This window comes from Acerihabitans arboris, from assembly GCF_010131535.1.
GTDB lineage: Bacteria > Pseudomonadota > Gammaproteobacteria > Enterobacterales > Enterobacteriaceae > Acerihabitans > Acerihabitans arboris.
In genome coordinates this window covers 163181-184796 of sequence record NZ_WUBS01000011.1, presented here as the reverse complement: position 1 = coordinate 184796, position 21616 = coordinate 163181, and the positions used below count along the sequence as shown (strand labels likewise).

Below are 21616 nucleotides of genomic sequence, written 5' to 3'. Positions count from 1 at the left end.
ATTCCACTTATTACTCTTGAGAAAAATCAAGAACAATCTTTCCGTTCATTGGATTACCTTGCAGCGCATCCACCGCCTCAACATATTCTTGAGGAGATCCCTTGATAGCAATAAGAGACGGCAGGTCAATCTTACCTTGCATAAATAGTTGTGTTGCTTGCTTCCATTCAACGCCTGGCCATTGACCAGAATAGTTCATCCAGCTCCCCAAAATACGAAGCTCCATACGTAAGATCAAACCAAATGTGTCGCTTTTGAGGTTCAAATCCTGATGCAACGTGCCAATTAGACCAATCTGTGCTTGAGGCCCAGCAATTTTAATCGCCAGTTCAACTGTTTGAGGGCTTCCGGCAGTTTCAAGTATGAGCTGGTCAAAACGGCGCTCGTCTAAAGAGCTCTTAATTACATCCGTGGTCATTTCTGCACTGTTATAAACATAATCAGCAACTAACTTTTTCGAAAGCTCTAGACGTTCTGGATTTATATCAATAGCAGTGACGGACCGTGCACCTAATGCCTTTGCACATTGCATGGCGAGTAAACCAATCGTACCTGCCCCGATAATTATTACTTCCTTGTCTTTACAACCCCCGGCCAATTGTATTGTGTGAAGGCTGACCGTCATCGGTTCAAAGAATGCACCTTCTGTTGGAGTTGTTCCTTCTGGTAAGCGGAAGAGATTTTTGTATGGAACAACGATATATTCACAATTGCCGCCATTACTACGTGAACCGATAAACTGATAGTTTTTGCACTGGGACCACAACTGCCGATGACACTCCGAACAATTGAAGCAGGGTTGTAATGGCACACATGAAACCAGATCATTAATATTAAGATCGGTGACATTTGCTCCCATCTTTTTTATCCGGCCACTAAATTCATGACCTAATGTAATTGGATAAAAATGCGCACCATTGTGAAATATTCTAGGAATATCTGAACCACATAGACCAGAACAACTTACTTCTACCAATACATCATCACCATGAGTAATTTGAGGCAACGGTTTTTCTTCAAGCGTAACGCTGCCCCCAGCGTTTATAACGACAGATTTCATTATTTGTAACTCCGAATTGAGATGGGGGGTATTCCCCCCATCAATTATTTAATCAAAATTTTACTTTCAGGTAAATTAGCTGCTGTTTCTGAAGTTTCTTCTGGAGCTTGACGTGCTCGCCGCCAAGTCAGGAGCACGGCTAGCAGATAAATTATGCCAATCACGGCCAATGCCGTAACGTTTTGCCAAGTCAATAATTGAATTAACAGATAGGTGATAGGTGATCCACCCTGATCCATTGATGCAACCATTCCACCGGCTTTAAGCGATCCAGCATTGGCAGCCAACTGGGTATGTAGTCCGATGGTCTGCGTGGCAATCCAAAGGGTCATACTCATGATAACAATGCCGGAAATCAAAGTACGGAACAAATTCCCCTTATGGACGGCTACAGCCATAGCAACAAAGAAACCAATCGTTGCGAGATCTCCAAACGGTAGGACTTTATTACCAGGCAATAATACGGCGATTAAAATAGTTAATGGAATAAAAATCAAACTGGCGGATATCACCGAGGTATTTCCAAGGAGTAATGCAGGATCAAGACCAATCAAAAAATCTTGGCCAGCAAACTTTGCCTGCAGGCGTTTTCGGGCGTGCTTAGCGATCGGGTTAAGTCCGTCCATGATAGGCTTAATAACGCGTGGCATCAGAAGCATAACTGCAGCCGTTTTCACCGCCAGTTGCAATACACCTTTTGCGTCATAATGCGCGAGTAACCCGATGATAATGCCTACGATAAATCCAACAGTGACAGGTTCGCCAAATGGACCAAAGCGCTTTTGCACATCATCTGCGCTCAAATGAATGCGACGCAAGCCAGGTATTTTCTCAATGATGTAATCAACCAGTACCGCAATGGGGCCCATATAGGCAGAGGTGCCATGAGGAACGGCTATGCCGTCCAAGCCAAAGAAATTTCTCGTATCACGAGAAAACCAATCCCCTAACTTGTAGGCAAAGGCTGCATGAACCACAACTCCCAGGATACCCAACCAGTAAGACCCGGTCGCCAGGTGAACCAACGCACCCGTGAATGTCATGTGCCAAATGTTCCATATGTCAACGTTGACAACCCGTGTCATACGCGTTATCAGCATTAAGATATTGACACCGATAGCGACAGGGATAGCGATAAGGGCAATTTGTGAAGCCCAAGTCATTGGCGATGACCCTGGCCAACCGATGTCGATGACTTCAAGGCCAATTTGAAAGTTTGCGGCCATTGCTTTAGCCGCAGGCCCAATGGAGTCAAGCATCAAGCCGATAACGAGACCGATACCGACAAAACCAATACCTATGTGGAGACCGGATTTGAACGCATCTCCAACCTTCATTCTCAGGCAAATCGAGAAGAAGATGATTACGATAGGCAGCATGACTGTCGGACCAAGATCGAGGATATAACGCATAATTTCTGTGAACATACGATTACCTCTGGAGGATAGTCAGGATTTCTTGCCGTAAAACATCAATGCCGACACCAGAAATAAATGGCATGCCATGAACGACAGGAATATCACCGTACTCACGATCAATACGGGCCGTCGTGCAGATTAAATCGACTCCATCAATATATGTTTCTATTTCATTGATGCGACACTGCACTATTTCAAGGATAATTCCGTTCTCCTCACACAGTTCTTTAATCTCTTCTGCAGCCATGGTTGATGTGGCGACAGCACCACCGCAGGCAACAATTACTTTACGCTTCATATAATTTCCTTCTTGTAGGGTCTAGGATCAGATTTTCATTAAGCGACTGGTGCCAAAATATGATTGTTAAAATATTGAGCAATAGCGTCCTCAGGGACTGTTAGTAAGCTTTCAATAAACTCAGATTTTTGGAGCTGGCCGAAAAGTGTCTTCAGAAGTTGTAGTTGTTCACGCGGATCTGTAACAATAAGTGCTATGATCAGCTCGGCGGCTACCGAACCATCATCATCTGACCGTAAAAACGCCACCGGGAGCGTTGGGCGGATAAGATAAATTGCGGGTTCTAAGGCATGCATGGCTTCACAATGGGGAATTGCGATTGAATGCTCTTCTAAAGCAATCCCAGTTGGAAAAGACGCCTCCCTCTCAAGTAATGCGGCAGGATAAGTGTTCTTTACAACGCCTTTGCTGACCATTTTCATACCAATGTGATTTAGAGCCTCGGTGGAATCACTAAAGCTCAATCCAGACGATACGAAAAGACGATAATTATGCATTTGATACCTCCTTAACAATTGAAGATTGAGGTATACAACCATATCCGTAATTGCGCAAAACATCTTGAATCTTATCGATAATTAGTACGCGCGGCTCAATGGGCAAAGTTCCGGCCAGCACACGCTCGAATTGCTTAGGAAAGTACTGGCTCAACAATCCAAGCGGGATATTCGCAGCGCTGAGATTATCCAGCATTTTATCCAATGCACTGCTGATCCTGCTATTTGGCCAGTAGTAACGGATGCGGTCTGATAGACTGTAATGAATATCAATTAGCGCTTGGGTGAACTCAGGACGGTAATACTTCTTCCAGTAACCGGGTTCATCGAGCATAACTTGATCAATAACAGCAAGGATCTGGCTCTGATCTTCAGGAAATACCATTTCTTGTTCAATCTTAGCCAGCGCGAACACAGCCTCACGCAAAGCGAAGGTTAAAGCCGGTCCCACCTTCAAAATAGCAAAATGATCCTTCACCAACGCGCGGTATGCTTTGGGAGTCTGATAATCAGTAGAGTGTGCTTCGAAAACTATAGGGGTGGATTCAATGAAACGGCTGAGTTGACTGGCTTTTGTCGGGTCATAATGAATGACACTGCTATGGTCGAACTCAACGCCCGGTTGTACAACTAATCCGATGATACGTTTAATGGCATCTTTCAACCCGGCCTTCAGAAAAGCTTCGTGGTGGATATTGATGGTATGCGCCGCATCTTCAGGACGGGTAATGTGTACCTCATTAATGGAAGATGCTTCCCCACCAGGAACAGGAACCTCGGTGCCGATCACATATGTCAGGGCGAGTTTCTGCTCATTTGTCGCCACTTCCTCAGCAATACGACAAAGTTCAGCAGCCCGCGTCGCGATAGTTTCAGGTGGTAATGGGATAGGGTCATCTGCACAAGACATTGATGCATCTAAATGGATCTTACTGAAACCAGCCTTGACATATTCGGCAATGAGTAAGCGTGATTTTTCCATCGCTTGTACCGCGGGTTCGTTCTGCCAGCAGTTGGGACCTAGATGATCACCGCCTAGAATTAACCTCTCTTTCGGAAATCCTACCTTCTCAGCGATACCGAGAACATAATCGCGAAAGTCAGCAGGTTTCATTCCGGTATATCCCCCATCTTGATTTACCTGGTTTGATGTTGCCTCAATTAAAACCATACGGTCATTGTTCAAATCGAACTGCAAGGCGGCTTCAATCACAAATGGATGCGCTGAACAAACTGAGCAGATACCAATGTCGAGACCTTGTTTATGTTTCTCTATTAAGCCTTTCATAATATTCCTCACGTAATGCCTGTCACATACAATCGAACACTTTCGTATGATGCACAATTCCTTTCTTATTGTTATGTGATCATGATCAACGTTTTTCTTCTATATCTTTCGAATATTTTCGTTTCAAGTTGATGAGGTATCATGAAATTTTTAAGTTAAAATATTTTATTATAGATCAATGAGATGAGATAACTGTTAAATCCACAAATAGCAGTTCCTAGATCACAGAATCGCTATTCGTCTTTTACTTTCTTTCTCTTTCGTTTTAAAATGAACTAAATCGATAAGGAGCGGCTATGAACACGTTTGAAAGACGTAGTGAGATTGTTGAGATGGTGAATGCAGGTGGTAGTGTTTTGAACGCTGATATATCCGCGAAACTAGGGGTATCTGAAGTGACAATTAGGGCAGATCTGCGTTTACTTGAAGAACGGGGATTACTTACTCGTTTTCACGGTGGGGCAGCAAAACTTTCAACTACACAACATGACCTTACAACAGCTAACCGTGAACTCAGTATCCATGATCGGTATAAACTCGCAGCAGATCCCAAAAAGCGTATAGCGATTGAAGCGGCCGGCCTCGTACAAGATGGTGATACCATCATCCTGGACAGTGGCAGTACAACTAAGCTTCTGGCAGAAGAGCTTATGAATCGCAGCAACATTACTGTAATAACTAATAATCTTCCGGCGGCGTTCCTACTTTCAGAAAATAAAGATATTACTCTTGTCGTATGCGGTGGCACGCTCAGGCATAAAACTATCTCACTTCACGGTAGTATCGCGGAATATGCACTACAGGAAGTATCTGCTAATTTGATGTTCGTTGGCGCTGACGGCCTTGACTGTGTAAATGGCATTACAACCTTCAATGAAGGTTATGCGATTAGTTCTGTCATGGCAGCAGTAGCTCGTCAAGTAATCGTTGTCACTGACTCTTCTAAATTTGGACGTAAAGGATTTAACTCTGTCCTGCCGATTGAAAAAATTGATATGATCATCACTGATTCTGATGCACCGGAAATAGAAGTCAATACGCTCAAAAAAATTGGGAAAAAAGTTGTTCTTGCTTAATTTCTAATCAGTAATACTCTTATGAATTTTATAGCTAATAACTACTATCACATTGTAAAACATCACAAAAAGCATGAGTGTGTTGGATCATTTTTTTATGGCGATTTTGATTTTTTTCCCAGACTTAAACTTATTTATATTGTGTTAATGAGGTTGTTACATCCAGCTGAAATATTCCTCTCATAGCTCCTATTCTGGATGTCGCATGCATAATACATAGAGGAAAAACTCCTTGTTAACACACTTTTACATATAATAATAATTTTCTCGTGATATTCTAATTATGCCATGAGATCTCTAAATACGAATGGTACGATTATATGGGATGGTTACACTATCGCCAGTGTCTTTAGCAAGGTTTAAATATATAGTTCATGGATTTTGGGACTTTTTAATAAAAATCCTATGGGTCCATAATAAAAAAATGGAAACATCTTATAAAGCAAAAAAGCAGATCCTGATGAAAAAGATCTGCTTTTTTTCACGCTAATTGTCATTTGGCCGCTTTATGCTGCCGGGCATAAATATACGGTGCAACATAACTCTCACGGTTTACGTCCAGATAATCCGACCACCATTGCATCATTTCCATCCGTGCTTCCAGATGTTCCGCTTTGTGTACATAGGCCGCCCGTACACCGTTTCGCTCCTTATGGCTCATCTGTCGCTCAATGGCGTCCTTTGACCACCGCCCTGACTCGTTTAGGGCGCTACAGGCCATCGTTCTGAACCCGTGGCCGCAAACCTCGATTTTGGTGTCATAGCCAATGACACGCAGCGCCTTGTTGATGGTGTTTTCACTCATCGGTTTTTCCAGGGTATATGCGCCCGGAAAAACGAATGCCGACTCTCTGGTGATTCCCTTGATTTGTTTCAGCAGGGCTACTGCCTGCCGTGACAGCGGCACAAGATGCTCATCTTTCATTTTTGCGCCACGCTCTGAAAATCTCACGCCCTCTACAGCCTCGCGTTGCGCGGGCACTGTCCAGATACGCGCTTGCAGATTGAACTCATCCCAGCGGGCAAGCCTTAACTCACTTGAGCGCAGAAAGACGTGCAGATTCAGTTCCAGCGCTAGGCGAGTTAGCATCCGGCCTTTGTAGTTATATAAGTTCCTCAGCAATTCGGGTAGACGTTTCAGAGGCAGGGCAGGAAGATGTTGGGCCACGATCGGGGTCACAACGCCACCCAGATCGAACGCGGGGTTGTATTTGATTAGGCCCTGTTGCACGGCGTGGCGCATGATTTTGGTCAGATATTGCCGCATTCTCCCGGCGACGTCATGGACGCCCTTGTCATCAATGGCTTTGACGAGCTGCGCCAGATGGCGGGTTTCGATCTCTGCGATATCCATTTCGCCAATGTTGGGAAAGGCATAGCGTTTCAGGCAGGTAAGAATTTTAACCGCGTGGCTTTCCGACCAGAGTCTGAGGCTGCTGGTGTGCCATGCGGTAGCGATGTGTTCAAAGGTGCGGATTTCGTCTACTGCGGTTTTTTCTGATTCGCGGGGCAGGGAAGGGGGGATGCCGGATGCCGGCAGCTTACGGGCCGCGTCGCGTTTTTCGCGAGCCTCCGCCAGCGTGACCTGCGGATAGGCGCCTAAGGCCAGGCGGGATTCTTTGCCGCCGAAGCTGTAGCGGAAATACCACAAACGTGAGCCGCTGGTGGATACCAGTAGATACAGACCGTGGGCATCGGTGATTTTGTAGGATTTTATGAAGTTTTTTGCAGCGCGGATTTTGCTGTCAGTCAGAGCCATGTGAGGGTCACTCCATTCATCGAACTGAATGACCCGCAATTTGACCCCACATTTTCCGGATACCTAGGGATAAATCAAAACGTATCGGAAAGGGTTCTTACGCCAACTTATTGAATTTAAGATATATAGGGATTCATAAGCAAGCATAAAAAAGAAATGGTGGTGCCCGGACTCGGAATCGAACCAAGGACACGGGGATTTTCAATCCCTTATCCCAGTTGTTAGTTAACTGCAATGGTAGTTAACATGCCTGATATACATCTGATTTTTTTCTCATTCAGGTGTGTAAATGCATATAATTCCAGTAATTTCAACCAAAGGCGGAGAGGGTAAATCCACCCAAGCCGCAAATCTGGCCGGTTTCCTTGCCGACTCAGGTGTTAAAGTCCTCCTCATCGACGGTGATTATGCGCAGCCCACGGCAAGCAGTATTTTCGCTCTACGCTATGAAGCCCCCTGCGGTCTGTTTGAACTGCTCATGCAGTCTGTCGATCTTACCCACCCCGAACAGATCATCTCGCATACCGCAATTAATAATCTTGATCTGATTATCTCGAACGATCCGCACGAACAGTTGAAAACCGCCATGCTGCACGCCCCTGACGGCCGTATGCGTTTGCGTAATGTCCTGCAGCATCCCTTATTCGTCGGCTATGACGCCATTATTATCGACTCGCAAGGCGCGCGCTCCGTGATGCTTGAGCTCATTCTGCTGGCCGCAACGCAATCTGCCCTGGCGGTAGTTAAACCGGTGTTGCCGGATGTACGAGAATTCCTGCGCGGCACGGTAGGGCTGCTGGAGGAGTTGCTTCCCCTGACCTGCTACGGTGTCAAAATTCCCTGTGTCGAGATCCTGGTGAACTGCATGGATTACACCTTGCTGTCCCGGGAAACGCTGGGGCAACTGAGTGACATTATTTCCGCGGGACGATACAGCGATCGCGCCGGTGATATCCCTATCAAATTGCTCAATACGCAGATTTATGACCTTGAAATTTACAAGGTGGGTCACCGTACCGGTCTGCCGGTACACCGCCTTGAAACCCGAACCGATCGTCGCAGCCTGCCGGCAGCGCAAACTATGTTTGAACTGGCTTGCGAATTATTCCCTCAGTGGCAGGCGCGTTTTGATGACTTCATGAAGAGCTCCGTTAAGGAGGTGTCATGATGGAAAAGATCTATCGGGCTTTTTGTGTTTGCAATACCGGCACTTTTCAGACTTTGGATGAGCGCATGGTGTTTTTTGAAGCTCATTCCGACGAGGAAGCCTCCGGCAAACTGACTAAATTGCTATCGGCTGTCTGGGGTGTGCCGGAGTCGGCAGTCGATTTTCACAATCTCTACAGTGAATCGGAACTGCATAAAAATGCTGCCTTTCCAGTGGCCAGCGGCACACCGTTGTATAAACAGCAGCTTTTTGAAATCGGCTGGAGCGGGGGACCGAGTGGACATCCGGTATATGCCGTTTTGAGCGATTACCCCCTATTTTTGGTTTCTCCCATTAATCATCTTCGCTTAACCAAAGCATTCATCGGTTGCCAAACCCTAACCTCAGCAGAGGTTCCCGATGAATAACCATCAGCAACGAAGCCCCAGTTACCAGTCGTATTCGAATGAGGCTGAACAGAGTGTGCTTGGCGGACTGATGCTGGAAAACGATCGCTGGGACGATATCGCGCCCATGCTCGTTTCGGATGATTTTTACTATGCGGCGCACCGCTTAATCTTCATTGAAATTTCGCGTCTGGTCTCAGTCGGTCATCCTATCGATTTGATCACCCTGAGCGAGTCCCTGGAGAAACAGGGGAAACTGGATCACGCCGGCGGTTTTGCTTATCTAGCCGAGTTAAGTAAAAACACGCCAAGCGCCGCCAATATTGAGGCCTATAGCCAGATAGTTTCTGATTACAGCCGCGCGCGGCAGTTGGTGGCATTGGGCAGTGATATCAGCCGCGAGGCGGCGGAGCCGCGTGCGGATATTGCCGAGGTGACCGAACGCGCGGAACAGCGCCTTTTTGCCATCGCTGAGAAAAATGAAGACGGGCAGCCCATTACCTTGATTGAAGGGCTGGAGAACCTGATGAATCAGCTTGAGATCCGCAATGGCTCGGTGGACGGGATCACCGGTACGCCAACGGGTTTTACCGATTTGGATACAAAAACCTGTGGGTTACAAGATGGTGATTTAATCCTGTTGGCCGGGCGCCCCTCGATGGGAAAAACAGCGCTGGCACTCGGGATTGCCCAAGGCTCGCTGGAGGCAGAAGGGAACAAGCCGGTGCAAATTTTCAGTCTGGAAATGCCAACCGACCAGCTCCTGATGCGATTCGTCTCGATGCTGGGCAGCGTGCCGCTGCAAAAATTACGCAGCGGCCAAATGGATGATGAAGACTGGGCTAGGGTCGGTTTGGCCACCGGCAAAATGATACAGGAGTGGCAGAACCGGCTGATTATTGATGATACCGGCAGCTTGACTCCCGCCGTGTTGCGCTCCCGTGCCCGTCGCAATGTCCGTAAATACGGGCAACCTGGTCTCATTCTGGTGGATTACCTGCAACTGATGCGTTGCCCTGGGCAGGAAAATCGCACTCAGGAAATCGCTGAAATTTCCCGCTCATTAAAAGCGCTGGCAAAGGAGCTGCACTGCCCGGTTGTCGGCTTGTCCCAACTCAACCGCGGTCTTGAAAGTCGTGCGGACAAACGCCCCAATAATGGCGATTTGCGGGATTCAGGCGCATTGGAGCAGGATGCCGATATCACGATGTTTGTCTATCGCGACGAGGTCTACAACGAAAACACGCAGGATCAAGGCATCGCTGAAATCATTCTGGGTAAGCAGCGTCAGGGGCCGATTGGCACCGTCAGGCTTAGATTTGATGCACGTTTTACCCGCTTTGAGAATCTATCGACCGATGCAGGGAGAGCTTATTCATGAACATGAAAAAAGCGCCTGATTTGTCTGAAGCACTGCTGATGCGGGGAAAAAAGCCAATGCAATCGGCCGACCCCAGCGGCCTGGCGGTACTTCCATTAAGTGAAATAGCGATGGTACTGACGTTGGATCAGTTGCGCCCCAATCCAGACAATCCGAGAACCTCACGTAATTCGAGGTATGAGGATATCAAGGCCTCCATTCGCACTCGCGGCCTGGACTCTATTCCCAAAGTGACGCGGGACCCCGACGGTGATGATGTTTATATTTTCAGCGACGGCGGCAACACTCGTTATCAAATCCTTTGCGAACTGTGGCAGGAAACCGGTGAAAACCGCTTTTACCGGGTTCATACCATTTTCAAGCCCTGGCCTGGGCGGCTGCAGTGCGTTATCGGCCATTTGGCAGAAAATGAAGTGCGTGGGGACTTGGCCTATATTGAAAAAGCCCTGGGTATTCATAAGGCCAGAGGAATTTGGGAGGAGCAGCTAAACCGCAGTGTTTCGCTTAGAGAGTTCTCCGAGCTGTTGAATAACAAAGGTTATCCCATTCATGCATCAAGCATCAGCCGCATGGAAGATACCCTTAAGTTTCTGTATCCCTATTTACCTGATTTGCTGCAGTCTGGGCTAAGTCGTGCTCAGGTCATGCCTCTTTTAGCTCTGCGTTCAGCTGCAGAAAAAACGTGGTCGCAGCATTATATTGCTGTCGAATCCAGCATGACATTCGACGAAGTTTTTAAAGCGGCTTGCTTAACGTTTAACAGCCCGGATGTCTATTCCTTGGAAATGTTTCGCGATGAGCTGATTGGCGCGCTGCTCAACGCGTTACCCCATCCGTCACTGAACTACGATCGCTGGCTGATTGAGCTTGATCCCAAAGAGCAGCAGCGCCGGGAACTGTATGGTGAACCCTTGCCGCCACCCCCGATGCCGGCACCTGCGACAGAAGCACCGCCGGTTGTACCCCCTGGACCCGTTCCAACCCATATCCCGCCCCATCGGGATGGCACCGTCCCGGTTACCGGGCTGCGCGCCGGCGCATTGACCGGTCAGTCTATGAAACCTGAGCCAGCGTGTGACACGCCTTCCACGTCGCATGTTCCCTCTATGCCATCGGGCATTGGCAGGCCGAGCCTTTCGGATGGGGACGACTCGCGCATTTACCCACGAACTGAGTCCCAGCCGGATCTTTACGGTGGCCCTGCTGTACTTAGCGGCGAGATCGGCAGTACAGAGAACCTCAGCGGGATGAACCTGTTTTCTGCATTAGGTGAATCCGCCGACGAGGATCCCGTACGTGTCTCATCCGTCGCATTTGCGGCGACAGGTTTGGAGCCGGTCAACGATATCTGGCATATCCCGGCCCTGCAGGACGATATCGAACACCTGCAGGATATGGCTTACCGGCTGGCTTTCGAACTGGCAGAAGCGATGGGCGACAAAAACGGTATCTGTGAAGACAAACATCCCGGTGCGGCAGGGTATGCGGCATCTTCTGGCAGTATCGATGCGTTTGTCCTGTTTCTCAACGGGATGGCCGGTCACGTCAGCAATACCCCCTTCAACATGTTTGCATTCTGTCTGAATTTTTTTGGCTCTGCGGCCAAAAACGATACGCCGGTGTTGGCCGATGTGCATGTAGTGAAAATGATGCGTCTGTTTCGCGTACTTCGTCGCCTGCGTGAGCTGCAGCGTGAGGGTGCTAAGGGAGGTCCCAATGACGAAGACATTTGAACTCAATGATGAAATGGCGCAGGCGGCGACTGAGCTACTGCTCACGACGAGTCTGAATAGCATCCTGCGCGAAGTCCGCACCAGTAAACCGTCGCTGCATTTCTGCGAAGACTGTGGCGCCGACATTCCCGAAGCGCGACGCAAGGCGGTGCGTGGCGTCAGGCTGTGTATTGGCTGTCAGGAAGTCCATGAGCATCATCAACGTGCGGGTACAGGGGTGACATATGACCGGTAACGATCGGGAAAAACTGCTGCGCCGTATTCGTAAGCTGATGGCACTCGGTTCCCGTAATAACAACGCCCATGAAGCGGCCCGTGCGCTGCGTCTGGCGCAGGTGCTGATGCAGCGACATAACCTCTCGGAGGATGACGTCACGCTGTCGGCTGTCTGTGAAACAGAATGCCGGCAGGTCTATACCGATGCCGCCAGTATCCCAAGCTGGCTAAATGCGCTGGCCACGGTGGTCTGCATGGCCACCGGGTGTCGCTGCTGGTTCGGCTGGTATTGCACGGTAACACCCGAGGGGCGGCAGCGCGATCGTCGTTCTGTGCATTTTTACGGGCTGAATGAGCGACCTGATGTAGCGCTGTATGCGTTCACGGTACTGGCCCGTCAGCTTAAGGATGCGACAAAAGAACACATGCACACCGCTTATCGGTTGAAGCGTCTCAAGCTGCAAACCAAACGTAACCGGGCCGACCAGTTTCGCGAGGGGTGGGTTATGGGCGTATGGAAAGTGCTAGACGCTTTTGCGCCCTCAGATAAAGAGGCCGGTGTTCTCAGAAACTGGCTTTCTCGCCGCTGCGGTAAAAATGAACTGGCCGAAATCAGTGTACGAGAGGCAGGGCATTGTCGTGGGGATGCTAAGGCGCGTTTGTCCGGCTGGTTGGCCGGCCAGCGCGCCGAGCTGAACCAGGGGCTTCATGGCGCGCAGTCGGCGGCACTGGCACCGATCGCAGGGGGTAACGATGAATAATATGCTGATTATGATGGCCTGTATCGCTGGCTGGATGACCGATGTCTGGTTGCTGGCGGATTTGGGGAATAGCGTAGGAGGTTTACTGTGAGCCAGAATTTATCGCAGGCAACAAACGCCATACTGACCCACCTGTTGATGGAGCTGAAATCCGGCAACATTCGCCGCTGTGAAGCGTTGGGCATGACGATTGACGAGGTGCGCCAACTCAGCCAACTGACCGTTGACGATCTGCATTACCTGATGCAAAGCAGCGTATCGGTACTGAATTTGAGTATCAACCACGACAATTTCTGGATCATTGTGCAACAGGCGCGCACAGAGCAGAAACGCATGCAGCGTATCGATCGCGCGCTGGCGCTGGGGGGCTCTATTGAACTGATGCAGACCTACTTTGGCCTCAGCGCCGCTGAAGTCAGTGCCCGGCGCCGCCTTAACGGTATCGATACCCGACAGGGTCGGACGCAGGCTCCCGACGAAGAGGCGGATGCGGGCATTTGGGTCCAATGGAACGCCTCTGGCCTGGGGACCCCCGATTCACATGAAGCGCTGGACGTGATGATGCTGGCCGCAGAACAGCATGATGTGTCGCTCACGGCGGTGTGGACGCGGGTAACCGGTTGGTGTCGTGAGGCCAGGCGTAAGGGCAGTCAGAGGGAGCGGGCTTGATGGAGATTATTGATTTCAGCCCACGGCAATACGTTACGCCAGCCATCCGCCGCAAGGCATGCAGCCTGATTTCCTGCCAAAAGAATGGGAAAAAGGTGTGTAAACGCTTGCGGAGTAATGGGTATCTCAAGATGGATATCGGCCCGTTCTGGCGCATGCTCAGCAAGGATGGCGGTCGTCACTGGCTCCTGATGGATCACCAGACCTATAACCGTGAAATCAGGAAATAGCGCTTGGGGCAGACGATTGCCTTAGAGCACAGCACGCCGGGATACCGGTACCGGGGCCGCACAGGCCCCGGTGTGCTGTTTTGTCAGGCTTACTAGAGGTAAAAGGCGATGGGATTACCGCCAGACAGCATCGTAGCGTTCACGCTGTCCCGAATGCAGAACAGCCTCGCAAGACGAACGTCAGAAAATGATGTCACCAGCGAGCGCAGTGGCTTACTTTTTCTGGGGAACGTGCATGACGCCTTTCCCCGCCGGTTGTTTATGGATACCCGGCTTTCCCCGTTGGATAAAACGGCCTGGGTCATGATCCGCCTCTACGCCCAGCAAAACGAGGGGGCGGTCTTCCCGACCTATGACGAACTGCAATTGCAGTTGGCGTCCCCCCATGCTGAAAGGGCTTCGCGGGAGACCATCAGCCGCGCACTGTTGATGCTGCGCATAACCGGCTGGCTGAGTCTGTGCAAGCGGGTTCGCGATGCGCACGGCCGCGTCAGGGGCAATATTTATGCCCAGCACGATGAGCCGCTTAGTTGCCATGATGCGGAAACCTTTGACCCTGGCTGGTTGGATCTTGTGGCGACAAGCTGTGAGCACAAGAACAAAGCGGTGCGTATGACCGCGTTGGCGGTACTGGAGGAAATTCGCAACGACCCGACCATGCGCCACCGTCACTCTCGCCTGGCCATGATTGAAAATCGGCTGGGTGCTCCTGCCACGCCAGTGCAAATGGCGGTCCTACGCCGGGCGTGTGTACCGAGTTCGAATTCCGAACCCAGTAAAAAAAATGCTGAACATAAGCAAAAAGTACCGAGTTCGGAATCCGAACTCAGTCATAACTCGGGGAATGAACCACCGAGTTCGGATCCCGAACCCAGCCTAAAATCAGCTACTTACTCCGGAGTTCGAAAATCGAACCGCAACGTACGTAATTTCACACAGAGTGTGAATAAAAAAACGTACGTACCGGAGGTGAGCGGTGGTGAGGGCCAGTCAGCGCCCGTACTGCCCGAATCGTTGTTAGGCAGAATATCCGCCGAGGATGCCGACATGCTCACGGGCCAACTGGCAGCCCTGCCTGAAACTCACTCATCGGCGCTGCTTGAGATGCTCACAGCGCAGTTGCGCCGCGGTCAGTTGAGTAATCCGGTGGGCTGGCTGCTGAGCATGCTCAAGCTGGCCCGTGAGGGCAAGATGGTCATACCTGAAACGGCTGCTACGCCGTCGCCATCTCAGCATCAACCACCACCGATTTCAGCTTCCGACGATAGCCCTGCACAACCTGTAAAACGGGCTTCCCCCGAACAGGTCTCCAGCATTATTGCTGATATTCGGCGCAAATTGCTCAACAAAAAATAAGCGTGAGAACAAAAAATGAGCGGTGTTGCGGGGCGCAACAGCGGCTAACTTTTCTACAATGTTGCGGGCCAATAGTGACTTTAGTGTAAGGAAGTTTCTGAACTCCACGCTGACAATGCCATTGCTCCTGATTTTATTTGTGGGTACAATGTGTGCACAAATGAAAGGAGAAAATTATGCAGACTAGCATCAAGGCCAGAATTTCCGACGAACTGAAGGACAACGCCAGTCAAGTCCTTAGCGATTGCGGTCTTAATGTCAGCACCGCTATCCGCCTTTTCCTAGAACAAGTTGTTAAACACCAGGGCTTACCTTTTGAGATCAGTAATAAACCTTCAGCGAAAACAGCCGCTGCACTTAAGGAAGCAACTGAAATTGAACGGGCGGACGATCTGCACCATTCATCCATAGAGAGCATGCTGGGATCTATGCGGCGTGACTAATCCTAAAAGAAAAAGGATCCCTCGCAGGATAGATTACACCCGAACATTCCAGAAATCATGGGAGCGTTATAACCGGGCTGGCCGCCGTGATATGAACGCAATGGCGGACGTAATGGCCTTGCTATTTCGCAATGACACCCTTGCGCCTGAATATCTGGATCATGAGCTGTCCGGTGGCGAATGGGGCGGAGCCAGAGAGCTTCATGTTGGTGGTGATTTCCTGCTCATCTACCGTATCAATGAAACTACCAACCTGCTGACATTCATCGATCTGGGGACGCATGCAGAGCTCTTTGAGTAATGAATATAAAGTACAGCGCAGTGACTAAGACGGGATCCGAGCCAATATAACAAACGACGACACCCGTATGGCGGCGCTTCTTTTAATCCTTATTGAATTGCGCACGAGCTCAACCTTGCCGAGAGCGGTGTAGTCCTTGCCCAACCCCATGTGGTGGGGTACATCAGTGCCTATTTTTTGTACAGTGTTGCGGGGCGCAACAGTGCTTACTTTTCGTACAGTGTTGCGGGGCGCAACAGCGTCTACTTTTTGTACAGTGGCGCAGACTGCATTAGTGAAATAGTGACGCATGATTGAACGTTAACAATCATTTCAGATTGGATGATGAGTTTCACATTGTTGATACCCCTGCCATTTCACGAATATTTGTCCTCTGATAACTGATGAGCAGGTGGCAACGATGGCAGACAACACTGGAAAAAATGAAGCAAAACGTACCGGCGCATTGCACTCTGACCTTAAGATTGAGCTCCACACCCATTATGCGATAGGTCTGTGGCAAGGCCGACGCGCTGAAAAAGCGGATAAAGGTGCCAAAGAGAAGCCGGCGATCATGGGTATGCCTTTGTTTCTTCATTTGGCCTCCCGTATCAATCAGGATTCTTTAAAGAATAATCCCTGGGCCGATGCGGCAATGCTGGCGCTTGAGGAAAAGATTGGCGATGCCGGCGAGAAAATGTCGCAACTGATAGCCAGTCTGGATAAGGCCATGCAGGTGCTACCTCCCGGTGTCAGCGTCAGCGATGTTGTGGTGCGAGAGCCGCTAGATATTCGCGTTTTCAGCAATACTCCCCTGGGTTACCGATGTGTGTATTTACTGATTGGCTTCGATCAATTTGCCAAGAAGGTCTTGCAGGCTTTTCATTATGGTTTGGTTTCCCGGACCGCGCGAGACCAGTTACTCAGCGATGGCGGGCGCCTGATCCGCCAGATTTATGGCAGCGTGGTGGGGTACCGCTCGTTGGCGGTTTCCCGTCAGGATGCGGCTGAAAACAATGAGACCTGGCGCCAGGCCTTGGCAGAACTGGGTGAACCGGATAGGGCCGTTTTATTGGGCACTCGCCGCTCAGTTTTCTCTCCAGCGGCCCATGAGCCCAGTATTAATCTGCTGCGTATTCGTTATCGGGCGCAGGCAGGCGATGACGGCATGGCCCAGTAATGGGGAGCAATATGCGTCTTTTTCTGTGCGAAAAGCCTTCCCAAGGGCGTGATATTGCGGCGGTGCTGGGCGCCACCCAGCGCGGGCAGGGTTTCTTGCATGGCTCGGGTGTCACGGTTACCTGGGCCGTCGGGCATCTGCTCGAAACCGCTTCTCCGGAAGCCTATGGCTCACAGTTTGGCCGCCCCTGGACTCTCGGTGCGCTGCCCATCTTACCGGCGCAGTGGCAGATGGTGGTAAAAAAGGAGACGGCGGATCAGTTTGCGGTGATTGCACGCTTACTTAAGCAGGTCGATGAAGTGGTGATTGCCACTGATGCCGATCGCGAGGGGGAGGTCATCGCCCGCGAGCTACTCGATTTCTGCCAGTGGCGTGGCCCGGTGAATCGGCTGTGGCTCTCAGCGCTTGACGAGCAGAGTATCCGCACGGCGTTGGCGGCTATTAGGAAAGGAGAGGAGACGCTCTTTCTTTATTATGCGGGACTGGGGCGCTCGCGGGCGGATTGGCTCAACGGCATGAATCTCACGCGTCTCTATACCCTGAAAGCCCGTGAAAAAGGTTACGACGGCGTGCTGTCAGTGGGCCGGGTGCAAACGCCGACGCTTGCGCTGGTCGTGAAGCGCGACCGGGATATTGCCGTGTTTGTTCCCAAGCCTTACTGGCAGGTCAAGGCCATTCTACGGGCTGGCGGCGTGACGTTCGCGGCGCAATGGGTGCCGGCGAAAATGTATACCGATGAAGAAAAACGCTGCGTCCATCAAGCCATTGCACAACAGGTGGCCCAGCTCTGCCGGCAGGCAGGTCAGGCCCAGGTTATCGAGGTGGAGAAAAAGCGGGAGACCGAAGCCGCCCCGCTGGCTTTTACCCTGGGAACGCTGCAACAGGCCTGCGCCAAGCGGTGGGATATGTCACCGCAACAGGTTCTCGATACCGCGCAAAGCCTGTATGAAACGCATAAGGCGACCACCTATCCCCGTACCGACTGCGGTTTTCTACCGCAAACCATGCGTGAGGAGATACCGATAGTGCTGGCGGCACTGGTAAAAACCGACTCTTCCCTAGCATCGCTTGTGGCAGGTTTGGATACGGGTTTTGTTTCCCGTATCTGGAATGATAAGAAAATCACCGCCCACCATGGGATAATCCCGACCAAACATGCCTGCGACATGAGCAAAATGAATGATATTGAAAAGCGGGTGTATGAGCTTATCCGCCGTCATTATCTTGCCCAGTTTCTGCCTGTTTTCGAATCTGATGTCACGCGCGTTGACTTCAGTATCGGCGGACAGCTGTTTCGCACGACCGGGCGTGTGGTGGTGGTTACCGGTTGGAGAACCTTGTTCAATTCGACGCGGGAAAAGGACGATAACGCCAAAGAGGATAACGTTCTACCGATGCTCGGTAAAGGGGATGGCTGTGTTGTCACCGGCGCCGAAGTGAAAGACCTAAAGACCACGCCTCCTCAGCATTTTACCTTCGACACGCTGATAGCGGCCATGATGAACGCCGCCGCCTATGTCGCGGACCTGCAACTGAAAAAGGTGCTAAAAGAGAACGCCGGGTTGGGTACCGAAGCCACCCGTGCAGGCATAGTGGAAACGCTGCTGACGCGCGGATTTATGGTCAGAAAGGGACGAGATCTGCGCGCGACCGATATTGCCATGGATTTGATAGACGCGCTGCCGGCACCCTTGAAAGAGCCTGGCATGACGGCGCTGTGGGAGCAGGCGCTGGATGAAGTCGCCGCCGGCCGGATGCGGCTTGAAGACTTTATGGCCCGTCAGACACAGTGGACCGGCCAACTGGTGGCACAGGGGCTGCGCCAGGACGTGGTGATTCGTGTGCCGCCCTCACCACCGTGCCCCCTTTGTGGCAATAAGACCCGCTTACGCCGGGGGCCCAATGGCGCATTTTACAGTTGTGAAAAATATCCGGGCTGTAAAGGCATCGTCAACCTGCCGGGACAGGAGAAGAGAAAAACGGTTAAGTTACGTAAGTCAAAGCAGAATTAACCGATTGCGGGGATAGGTCCTATTTTGCTATGTTGCTGATGGCTCTGAAGCCGCACTCCGTGACTGCGGTCTGCTGGAATGCTACATGCATTGCGTTTCAGCGGAACAGTCCGACAGGCTGCTCCCACACCTGAGAGATGAGTCTGTAAGGCACATAACCTCCGTGAAAACCGTGCCGGGTCTTGAACACACCACCGGAGCGCCTGCGAAAGCAGTTTTACCTCAGATTTATGGTGCAAATCGCAATGGCGGTGTCGTAAAGGCGCCGCCGTTTATTTTTCGCCGCCGCGTACTGAATTTTTTTTAAATTTTTCTTATCCGGAATATTGACTTCTCTTTCATGCGGTTTAACACTGGACAGGCTACTCGTTGTCTCCGACAACTGCCAATGTTCCGGTGATTTGAGAGGAACGCCTTCGGGTGATCACCTGCCAAAACCATCATGACCTGAGAGATGGTGCTTTCGAGCGGTAAATCTGTTTAACCTTTGAAAACAGAGACCTTCGGGTTAAGGCACACTTCACAATCACAGTTAGTCAGTGGCCTCGTCGCTGACTCCCCTGCGGGAAACATTCTCCCGCACGGGATAAATGTTTCTCCGCACCGTATTTATGTTCACCCCGGAGAAATCATCATGGCTGCAACCCCTAATGCGACACCCAGCAACCCCAGCAACGCTTCCAACTCGTCTTCTCAGCCCAAGGCTGAATTTTTCAACCTGAATGTTACCGGCATTGGATATTTAAATAATATCCGTAAGGTCCAGGGCAATAATGGTGAATTCACCTGCGCTGTGATCAATGCCCTTTCCGGCCCGACCGATAATGCGTCTTACACCCGTTTTGACGTGACCATCGCCGGAAAAGAAAGTGTTTCACTCATCAACCGCTGCCAAAAGTCCGTGGATGAAGAGAAACAGGTGCTGATTGGTTTTGTGCTTAGTGGTCTGGTTGCCGATGTGTTCACCCTGTCTAAAGGGGAGCATGCCGGCGAAAGTCGCCCTTCGCTTAAAGCCCGATTGATTGCGGTCGAGTGGATAAAGATTGGCGGGCAGATCGTGTTTAAATCAGAAAAACCAACCTCAACGCCGCCGGCACAGAGCGCGGAAGCTCAGAGAAGTTACGCTGAGAATTCATTCTAAGCCGACACGGATACACACCCAATCGGAACACGCCCGATGGGTGTGTTCCTCTCAACTCAATGCAAAGAGGGAATGATTATGTCCGCTCGCGGCGTTAACAAAGTAATTTTAGTCGGTTTTCTGGGGCAGGATCCTGACATCCGCTATTTACCTAACAGTACGGCGGTAGCCGGTCTTTCCTTGGCCACCTCTGAAAGCTGGCGTGATAAACAAACCAATGAGGAAAAAGAACGCACCGAATGGCACCGCGTGGTGATATTTGGCAAACTCGCTGAAATTGCGGGAGAATACTTGCGTAAAGGCTCTCAGGTTTACATTGAAGGTCAACTGCAAACCCGTAAATGGCAGGATAACAATGGTGTCGATCGCTGGACGACCGAGATAGTGGTCAAACAGCAAGGTACCCTGCAGATGCTCGGTGGCCGCGCCAACAGCAGTGGGCAAGGTCAGCCAGCCGCCGGTAATAAACGAGGCCAACAACCGCCTACAGCGCCTAGCCACAGTGGGATTCCGCAGTCACAGCCTCAATCAATGGGCAATGAACCGCCGATAGATTTTGACGATGACATCCCGTTTATGGGGTTTGGATATGGCGTTTGCCGCCAGGCAATTCATGCTATTTCGTAAACGTATACGCCGGTCTTTGACTGGTGCTTTTTTCTCTGACAGACTATTGTTCAATAAAGGTCTGACAGAGATGTCACTGGAGGTCAACCCATGAGTACACGTTATGAAACTGATGTTGTTGCCTGGTCGCAGGAACAGGCAGCTTTACTGCGTGCTGGTCGATTCTCCGAGATTGATATTGCAAATATAGTCGAGGAGATCGAAGACGTGGGCAAAAGCGAGAAACGTGAACTTGCCAGTAGAATGGCAGTTCTGCTTGCTCATCTTCTCAAATGGAAATTTCAGCCTGAACGCCGTGGTTCAAGTTGGCAACGTACCATTAAAGAGCAACGTAAGGCTCTGGCCTTACATATCAAAGGCACACCCAGCTTAAAGGTCGCTCTTATTGACCCTGATTGGATTGCCGCAACCTGGTCTGATTCCGTTTCTATCGCAGCCCAGGAAACACAATTGGATATTTTTCCCGAAGATTGTATCTGGAGTATGGTGCAAATATTATCTCCTGATTTTTATCCTGAATAATAATATCTTAGCGCTAAATGAAACACCGGCTTGTCCGGTGTTTTTTTATTTCTTTTTTCTTCTTTTCCCAAAAAGAGTTTAACGTTGTCCCTGTTCTCGCCGCCGTCAGAATATC

23 protein-coding genes are annotated in these 21616 nt (G+C 50.3%); 17 read left to right on the top strand and 6 right to left on the bottom strand.

What is annotated here, in order from left to right; translation table 11 throughout:
• Positions 1–10 precede the first annotated feature (10 nt).
• From GRH90_RS16345 to gatZ, 5 genes are read right to left on the bottom strand one after another with little or no spacing between them, the layout of a single operon-like run.
• The gene (locus GRH90_RS16345; RefSeq protein WP_162367025.1) at positions 11–1060 is read right to left on the bottom strand and encodes a zinc-binding dehydrogenase; all 1050 of its coding nucleotides are present in this window, start codon (positions 1058–1060) and stop codon (positions 11–13) included.
• Positions 1061–1104: 44 nt separating this feature from the next.
• A complete protein-coding gene (locus GRH90_RS16340; protein WP_162367024.1) occupies positions 1105–2487 on the bottom strand; it encodes a PTS galactitol transporter subunit IIC in 1383 nt (460 codons plus the stop codon).
• Positions 2488–2491: 4 nt separating this feature from the next.
• Positions 2492–2776 carry a PTS galactitol transporter subunit IIB gene (gene gatB, locus GRH90_RS16335; RefSeq protein ID WP_162367023.1) on the bottom strand — a complete coding sequence of 95 codons (285 nt, stop codon included), beginning with the start codon at positions 2774–2776 and terminating at the stop codon, positions 2492–2494.
• A gap of 38 nt (positions 2777–2814) precedes the next feature.
• Complete coding sequence (gatA, locus tag GRH90_RS16330) at positions 2815–3273, bottom strand: PTS galactitol transporter subunit IIA (protein WP_162367022.1); 459 nt, start codon at positions 3271–3273, stop codon at positions 2815–2817.
• Positions 3266–4561, bottom strand: a complete 1296-nt coding sequence (gene gatZ / locus GRH90_RS16325; protein WP_162367021.1) for a tagatose-bisphosphate aldolase subunit GatZ — start codon at positions 4559–4561, stop codon at positions 3266–3268. The genes gatA and gatZ overlap by 8 nt, the downstream gene beginning before the upstream one ends.
• Before the next feature lie 296 nt (positions 4562–4857).
• Here gatZ and GRH90_RS16320 point away from each other — a divergent pair, with 296 nt between their 5' ends.
• Entirely contained in the window at positions 4858–5637 is a 780-nt protein-coding gene (locus tag GRH90_RS16320) for a DeoR/GlpR family DNA-binding transcription regulator (protein WP_162367020.1), read from the top strand.
• 493 nt (positions 5638–6130) lie between these two features.
• On the opposite strand, the gene GRH90_RS16315 is transcribed toward GRH90_RS16320, so the two are convergent.
• Complete coding sequence (locus tag GRH90_RS16315; protein ID WP_162367019.1) at positions 6131–7396, bottom strand: tyrosine-type recombinase/integrase; 1266 nt, start codon at positions 7394–7396, stop codon at positions 6131–6133.
• 289 nt (positions 7397–7685) lie between these two features.
• On the opposite strand from GRH90_RS16315, the gene GRH90_RS16310 reads away from it, so the two are divergent.
• From GRH90_RS16310 to GRH90_RS16235, 16 genes are all read left to right on the top strand, one after another.
• Entirely contained in the window at positions 7686–8564 is an 879-nt protein-coding gene (locus tag GRH90_RS16310; protein WP_162367018.1) for a ParA family protein, read from the top strand.
• A complete protein-coding gene (locus tag GRH90_RS16305) occupies positions 8561–8971 on the top strand; it encodes a hypothetical protein (RefSeq protein WP_162367017.1) in 411 nt (136 codons plus the stop codon). Before GRH90_RS16310 ends, GRH90_RS16305 begins: the two co-directional genes overlap by 4 nt.
• Positions 8964–10331, top strand: coding sequence for an SPI-7-type island replicative DNA helicase (gene dnaB-PI / locus GRH90_RS16300; protein ID WP_162367016.1), 1368 nt, complete (start codon positions 8964–8966; stop codon positions 10329–10331). The genes GRH90_RS16305 and dnaB-PI overlap by 8 nt, the downstream gene beginning before the upstream one ends.
• Positions 10328–12064 (top strand): ParB family protein, encoded by a 1737-nt coding sequence (locus GRH90_RS16295; protein ID WP_162367015.1) that lies wholly within the window; start codon positions 10328–10330, stop codon positions 12062–12064. Before dnaB-PI ends, GRH90_RS16295 begins: the two co-directional genes overlap by 4 nt.
• Positions 12048–12299, top strand: coding sequence for a TraR/DksA C4-type zinc finger protein (locus tag GRH90_RS16290; RefSeq protein ID WP_218586257.1), 252 nt, complete (start codon positions 12048–12050; stop codon positions 12297–12299). Before GRH90_RS16295 ends, GRH90_RS16290 begins: the two co-directional genes overlap by 17 nt.
• Positions 12289–13041: a DUF2786 domain-containing protein gene (locus tag GRH90_RS16285; RefSeq protein WP_162367014.1), complete on the top strand. Its 753-nt coding sequence runs from the start codon at positions 12289–12291 to the stop codon at positions 13039–13041. Before GRH90_RS16290 ends, GRH90_RS16285 begins: the two co-directional genes overlap by 11 nt.
• A gap of 87 nt (positions 13042–13128) precedes the next feature.
• Entirely contained in the window at positions 13129–13710 is a 582-nt protein-coding gene (locus tag GRH90_RS16280) for a DUF2857 domain-containing protein (RefSeq protein ID WP_162367013.1), read from the top strand.
• Complete coding sequence (locus tag GRH90_RS16275) at positions 13710–13940, top strand: ParE family toxin-like protein (protein ID WP_162367012.1); 231 nt, start codon at positions 13710–13712, stop codon at positions 13938–13940. The genes GRH90_RS16280 and GRH90_RS16275 overlap by 1 nt, the downstream gene beginning before the upstream one ends.
• A gap of 108 nt (positions 13941–14048) precedes the next feature.
• Complete coding sequence (locus tag GRH90_RS16270) at positions 14049–15296, top strand: STY4528 family pathogenicity island replication protein (RefSeq protein WP_162367011.1); 1248 nt, start codon at positions 14049–14051, stop codon at positions 15294–15296.
• A gap of 176 nt (positions 15297–15472) precedes the next feature.
• Entirely contained in the window at positions 15473–15739 is a 267-nt protein-coding gene (locus GRH90_RS16265; protein ID WP_162367010.1) for a type II toxin-antitoxin system RelB/DinJ family antitoxin, read from the top strand.
• A complete protein-coding gene (locus GRH90_RS16260; RefSeq protein ID WP_162367009.1) occupies positions 15732–16040 on the top strand; it encodes a type II toxin-antitoxin system YafQ family toxin in 309 nt (102 codons plus the stop codon). The genes GRH90_RS16265 and GRH90_RS16260 overlap by 8 nt, the downstream gene beginning before the upstream one ends.
• A gap of 400 nt (positions 16041–16440) precedes the next feature.
• Positions 16441–17199, top strand: coding sequence for a PFL_4669 family integrating conjugative element protein (locus GRH90_RS16255; RefSeq protein WP_162367008.1), 759 nt, complete (start codon positions 16441–16443; stop codon positions 17197–17199).
• An 11-nt stretch (positions 17200–17210) separates the two neighbouring features.
• Positions 17211–19211, top strand: a complete 2001-nt coding sequence (locus tag GRH90_RS16250; RefSeq protein WP_162367007.1) for a DNA topoisomerase III — start codon at positions 17211–17213, stop codon at positions 19209–19211.
• Between the two features lie 634 nt (positions 19212–19845).
• Positions 19846–20352, top strand: coding sequence for an STY4534 family ICE replication protein (locus tag GRH90_RS16245; RefSeq protein WP_162367006.1), 507 nt, complete (start codon positions 19846–19848; stop codon positions 20350–20352).
• 78 nt (positions 20353–20430) lie between these two features.
• Positions 20431–20979, top strand: coding sequence for a single-stranded DNA-binding protein (locus GRH90_RS16240; protein ID WP_162367055.1), 549 nt, complete (start codon positions 20431–20433; stop codon positions 20977–20979).
• 90 nt (positions 20980–21069) lie between these two features.
• Positions 21070–21501: a DUF29 domain-containing protein gene (locus tag GRH90_RS16235; protein WP_162367005.1), complete on the top strand. Its 432-nt coding sequence runs from the start codon at positions 21070–21072 to the stop codon at positions 21499–21501.
• Positions 21502–21616: the final 115 nt, after the last annotated feature.

What these genes read in the sequence shown, in the direction of transcription:
- GRH90_RS16345 (WP_162367025.1), bottom strand. Translation starts at nt 1,060, where the DNA reads ATGAAATCTGTCGTTATAAACGCTGGGGGCAGCGTTACGCTTGAAGAA.
- GRH90_RS16340 (WP_162367024.1), bottom strand. Translation starts at nt 2,487, where the DNA reads ATGTTCACAGAAATTATGCGTTATATCCTCGATCTTGGTCCGACAGTC.
- gatB (WP_162367023.1), bottom strand. Translation starts at nt 2,776, where the DNA reads ATGAAGCGTAAAGTAATTGTTGCCTGCGGTGGTGCTGTCGCCACATCA.
- gatA (WP_162367022.1), bottom strand. Translation starts at nt 3,273, where the DNA reads ATGCATAATTATCGTCTTTTCGTATCGTCTGGATTGAGCTTTAGTGAT.
- gatZ (WP_162367021.1), bottom strand. Translation starts at nt 4,561, where the DNA reads ATGAAAGGCTTAATAGAGAAACATAAACAAGGTCTCGACATTGGTATC.
- GRH90_RS16320 (WP_162367020.1), top strand. Translation starts at nt 4,858, where the DNA reads ATGAACACGTTTGAAAGACGTAGTGAGATTGTTGAGATGGTGAATGCA.
- GRH90_RS16315 (WP_162367019.1), bottom strand. Translation starts at nt 7,396, where the DNA reads ATGGCTCTGACTGACAGCAAAATCCGCGCTGCAAAAAACTTCATAAAA.
- GRH90_RS16310 (WP_162367018.1), top strand. Translation starts at nt 7,686, where the DNA reads ATGCATATAATTCCAGTAATTTCAACCAAAGGCGGAGAGGGTAAATCC.
- GRH90_RS16305 (WP_162367017.1), top strand. Translation starts at nt 8,561, where the DNA reads ATGATGGAAAAGATCTATCGGGCTTTTTGTGTTTGCAATACCGGCACT.
- dnaB-PI (WP_162367016.1), top strand. Translation starts at nt 8,964, where the DNA reads ATGAATAACCATCAGCAACGAAGCCCCAGTTACCAGTCGTATTCGAAT.
- GRH90_RS16295 (WP_162367015.1), top strand. Translation starts at nt 10,328, where the DNA reads ATGAACATGAAAAAAGCGCCTGATTTGTCTGAAGCACTGCTGATGCGG.
- GRH90_RS16290 (WP_218586257.1), top strand. Translation starts at nt 12,048, where the DNA reads ATGACGAAGACATTTGAACTCAATGATGAAATGGCGCAGGCGGCGACT.
- GRH90_RS16285 (WP_162367014.1), top strand. Translation starts at nt 12,289, where the DNA reads ATGACCGGTAACGATCGGGAAAAACTGCTGCGCCGTATTCGTAAGCTG.
- GRH90_RS16275 (WP_162367012.1), top strand. Translation starts at nt 13,710, where the DNA reads ATGGAGATTATTGATTTCAGCCCACGGCAATACGTTACGCCAGCCATC.
- GRH90_RS16270 (WP_162367011.1), top strand. Translation starts at nt 14,049, where the DNA reads ATGGGATTACCGCCAGACAGCATCGTAGCGTTCACGCTGTCCCGAATG.
- GRH90_RS16265 (WP_162367010.1), top strand. Translation starts at nt 15,473, where the DNA reads ATGCAGACTAGCATCAAGGCCAGAATTTCCGACGAACTGAAGGACAAC.
- GRH90_RS16255 (WP_162367008.1), top strand. Translation starts at nt 16,441, where the DNA reads ATGGCAGACAACACTGGAAAAAATGAAGCAAAACGTACCGGCGCATTG.
- GRH90_RS16250 (WP_162367007.1), top strand. Translation starts at nt 17,211, where the DNA reads ATGCGTCTTTTTCTGTGCGAAAAGCCTTCCCAAGGGCGTGATATTGCG.
- GRH90_RS16245 (WP_162367006.1), top strand. Translation starts at nt 19,846, where the DNA reads ATGGCTGCAACCCCTAATGCGACACCCAGCAACCCCAGCAACGCTTCC.
- GRH90_RS16240 (WP_162367055.1), top strand. Translation starts at nt 20,431, where the DNA reads ATGTCCGCTCGCGGCGTTAACAAAGTAATTTTAGTCGGTTTTCTGGGG.
- GRH90_RS16235 (WP_162367005.1), top strand. Translation starts at nt 21,070, where the DNA reads ATGAGTACACGTTATGAAACTGATGTTGTTGCCTGGTCGCAGGAACAG.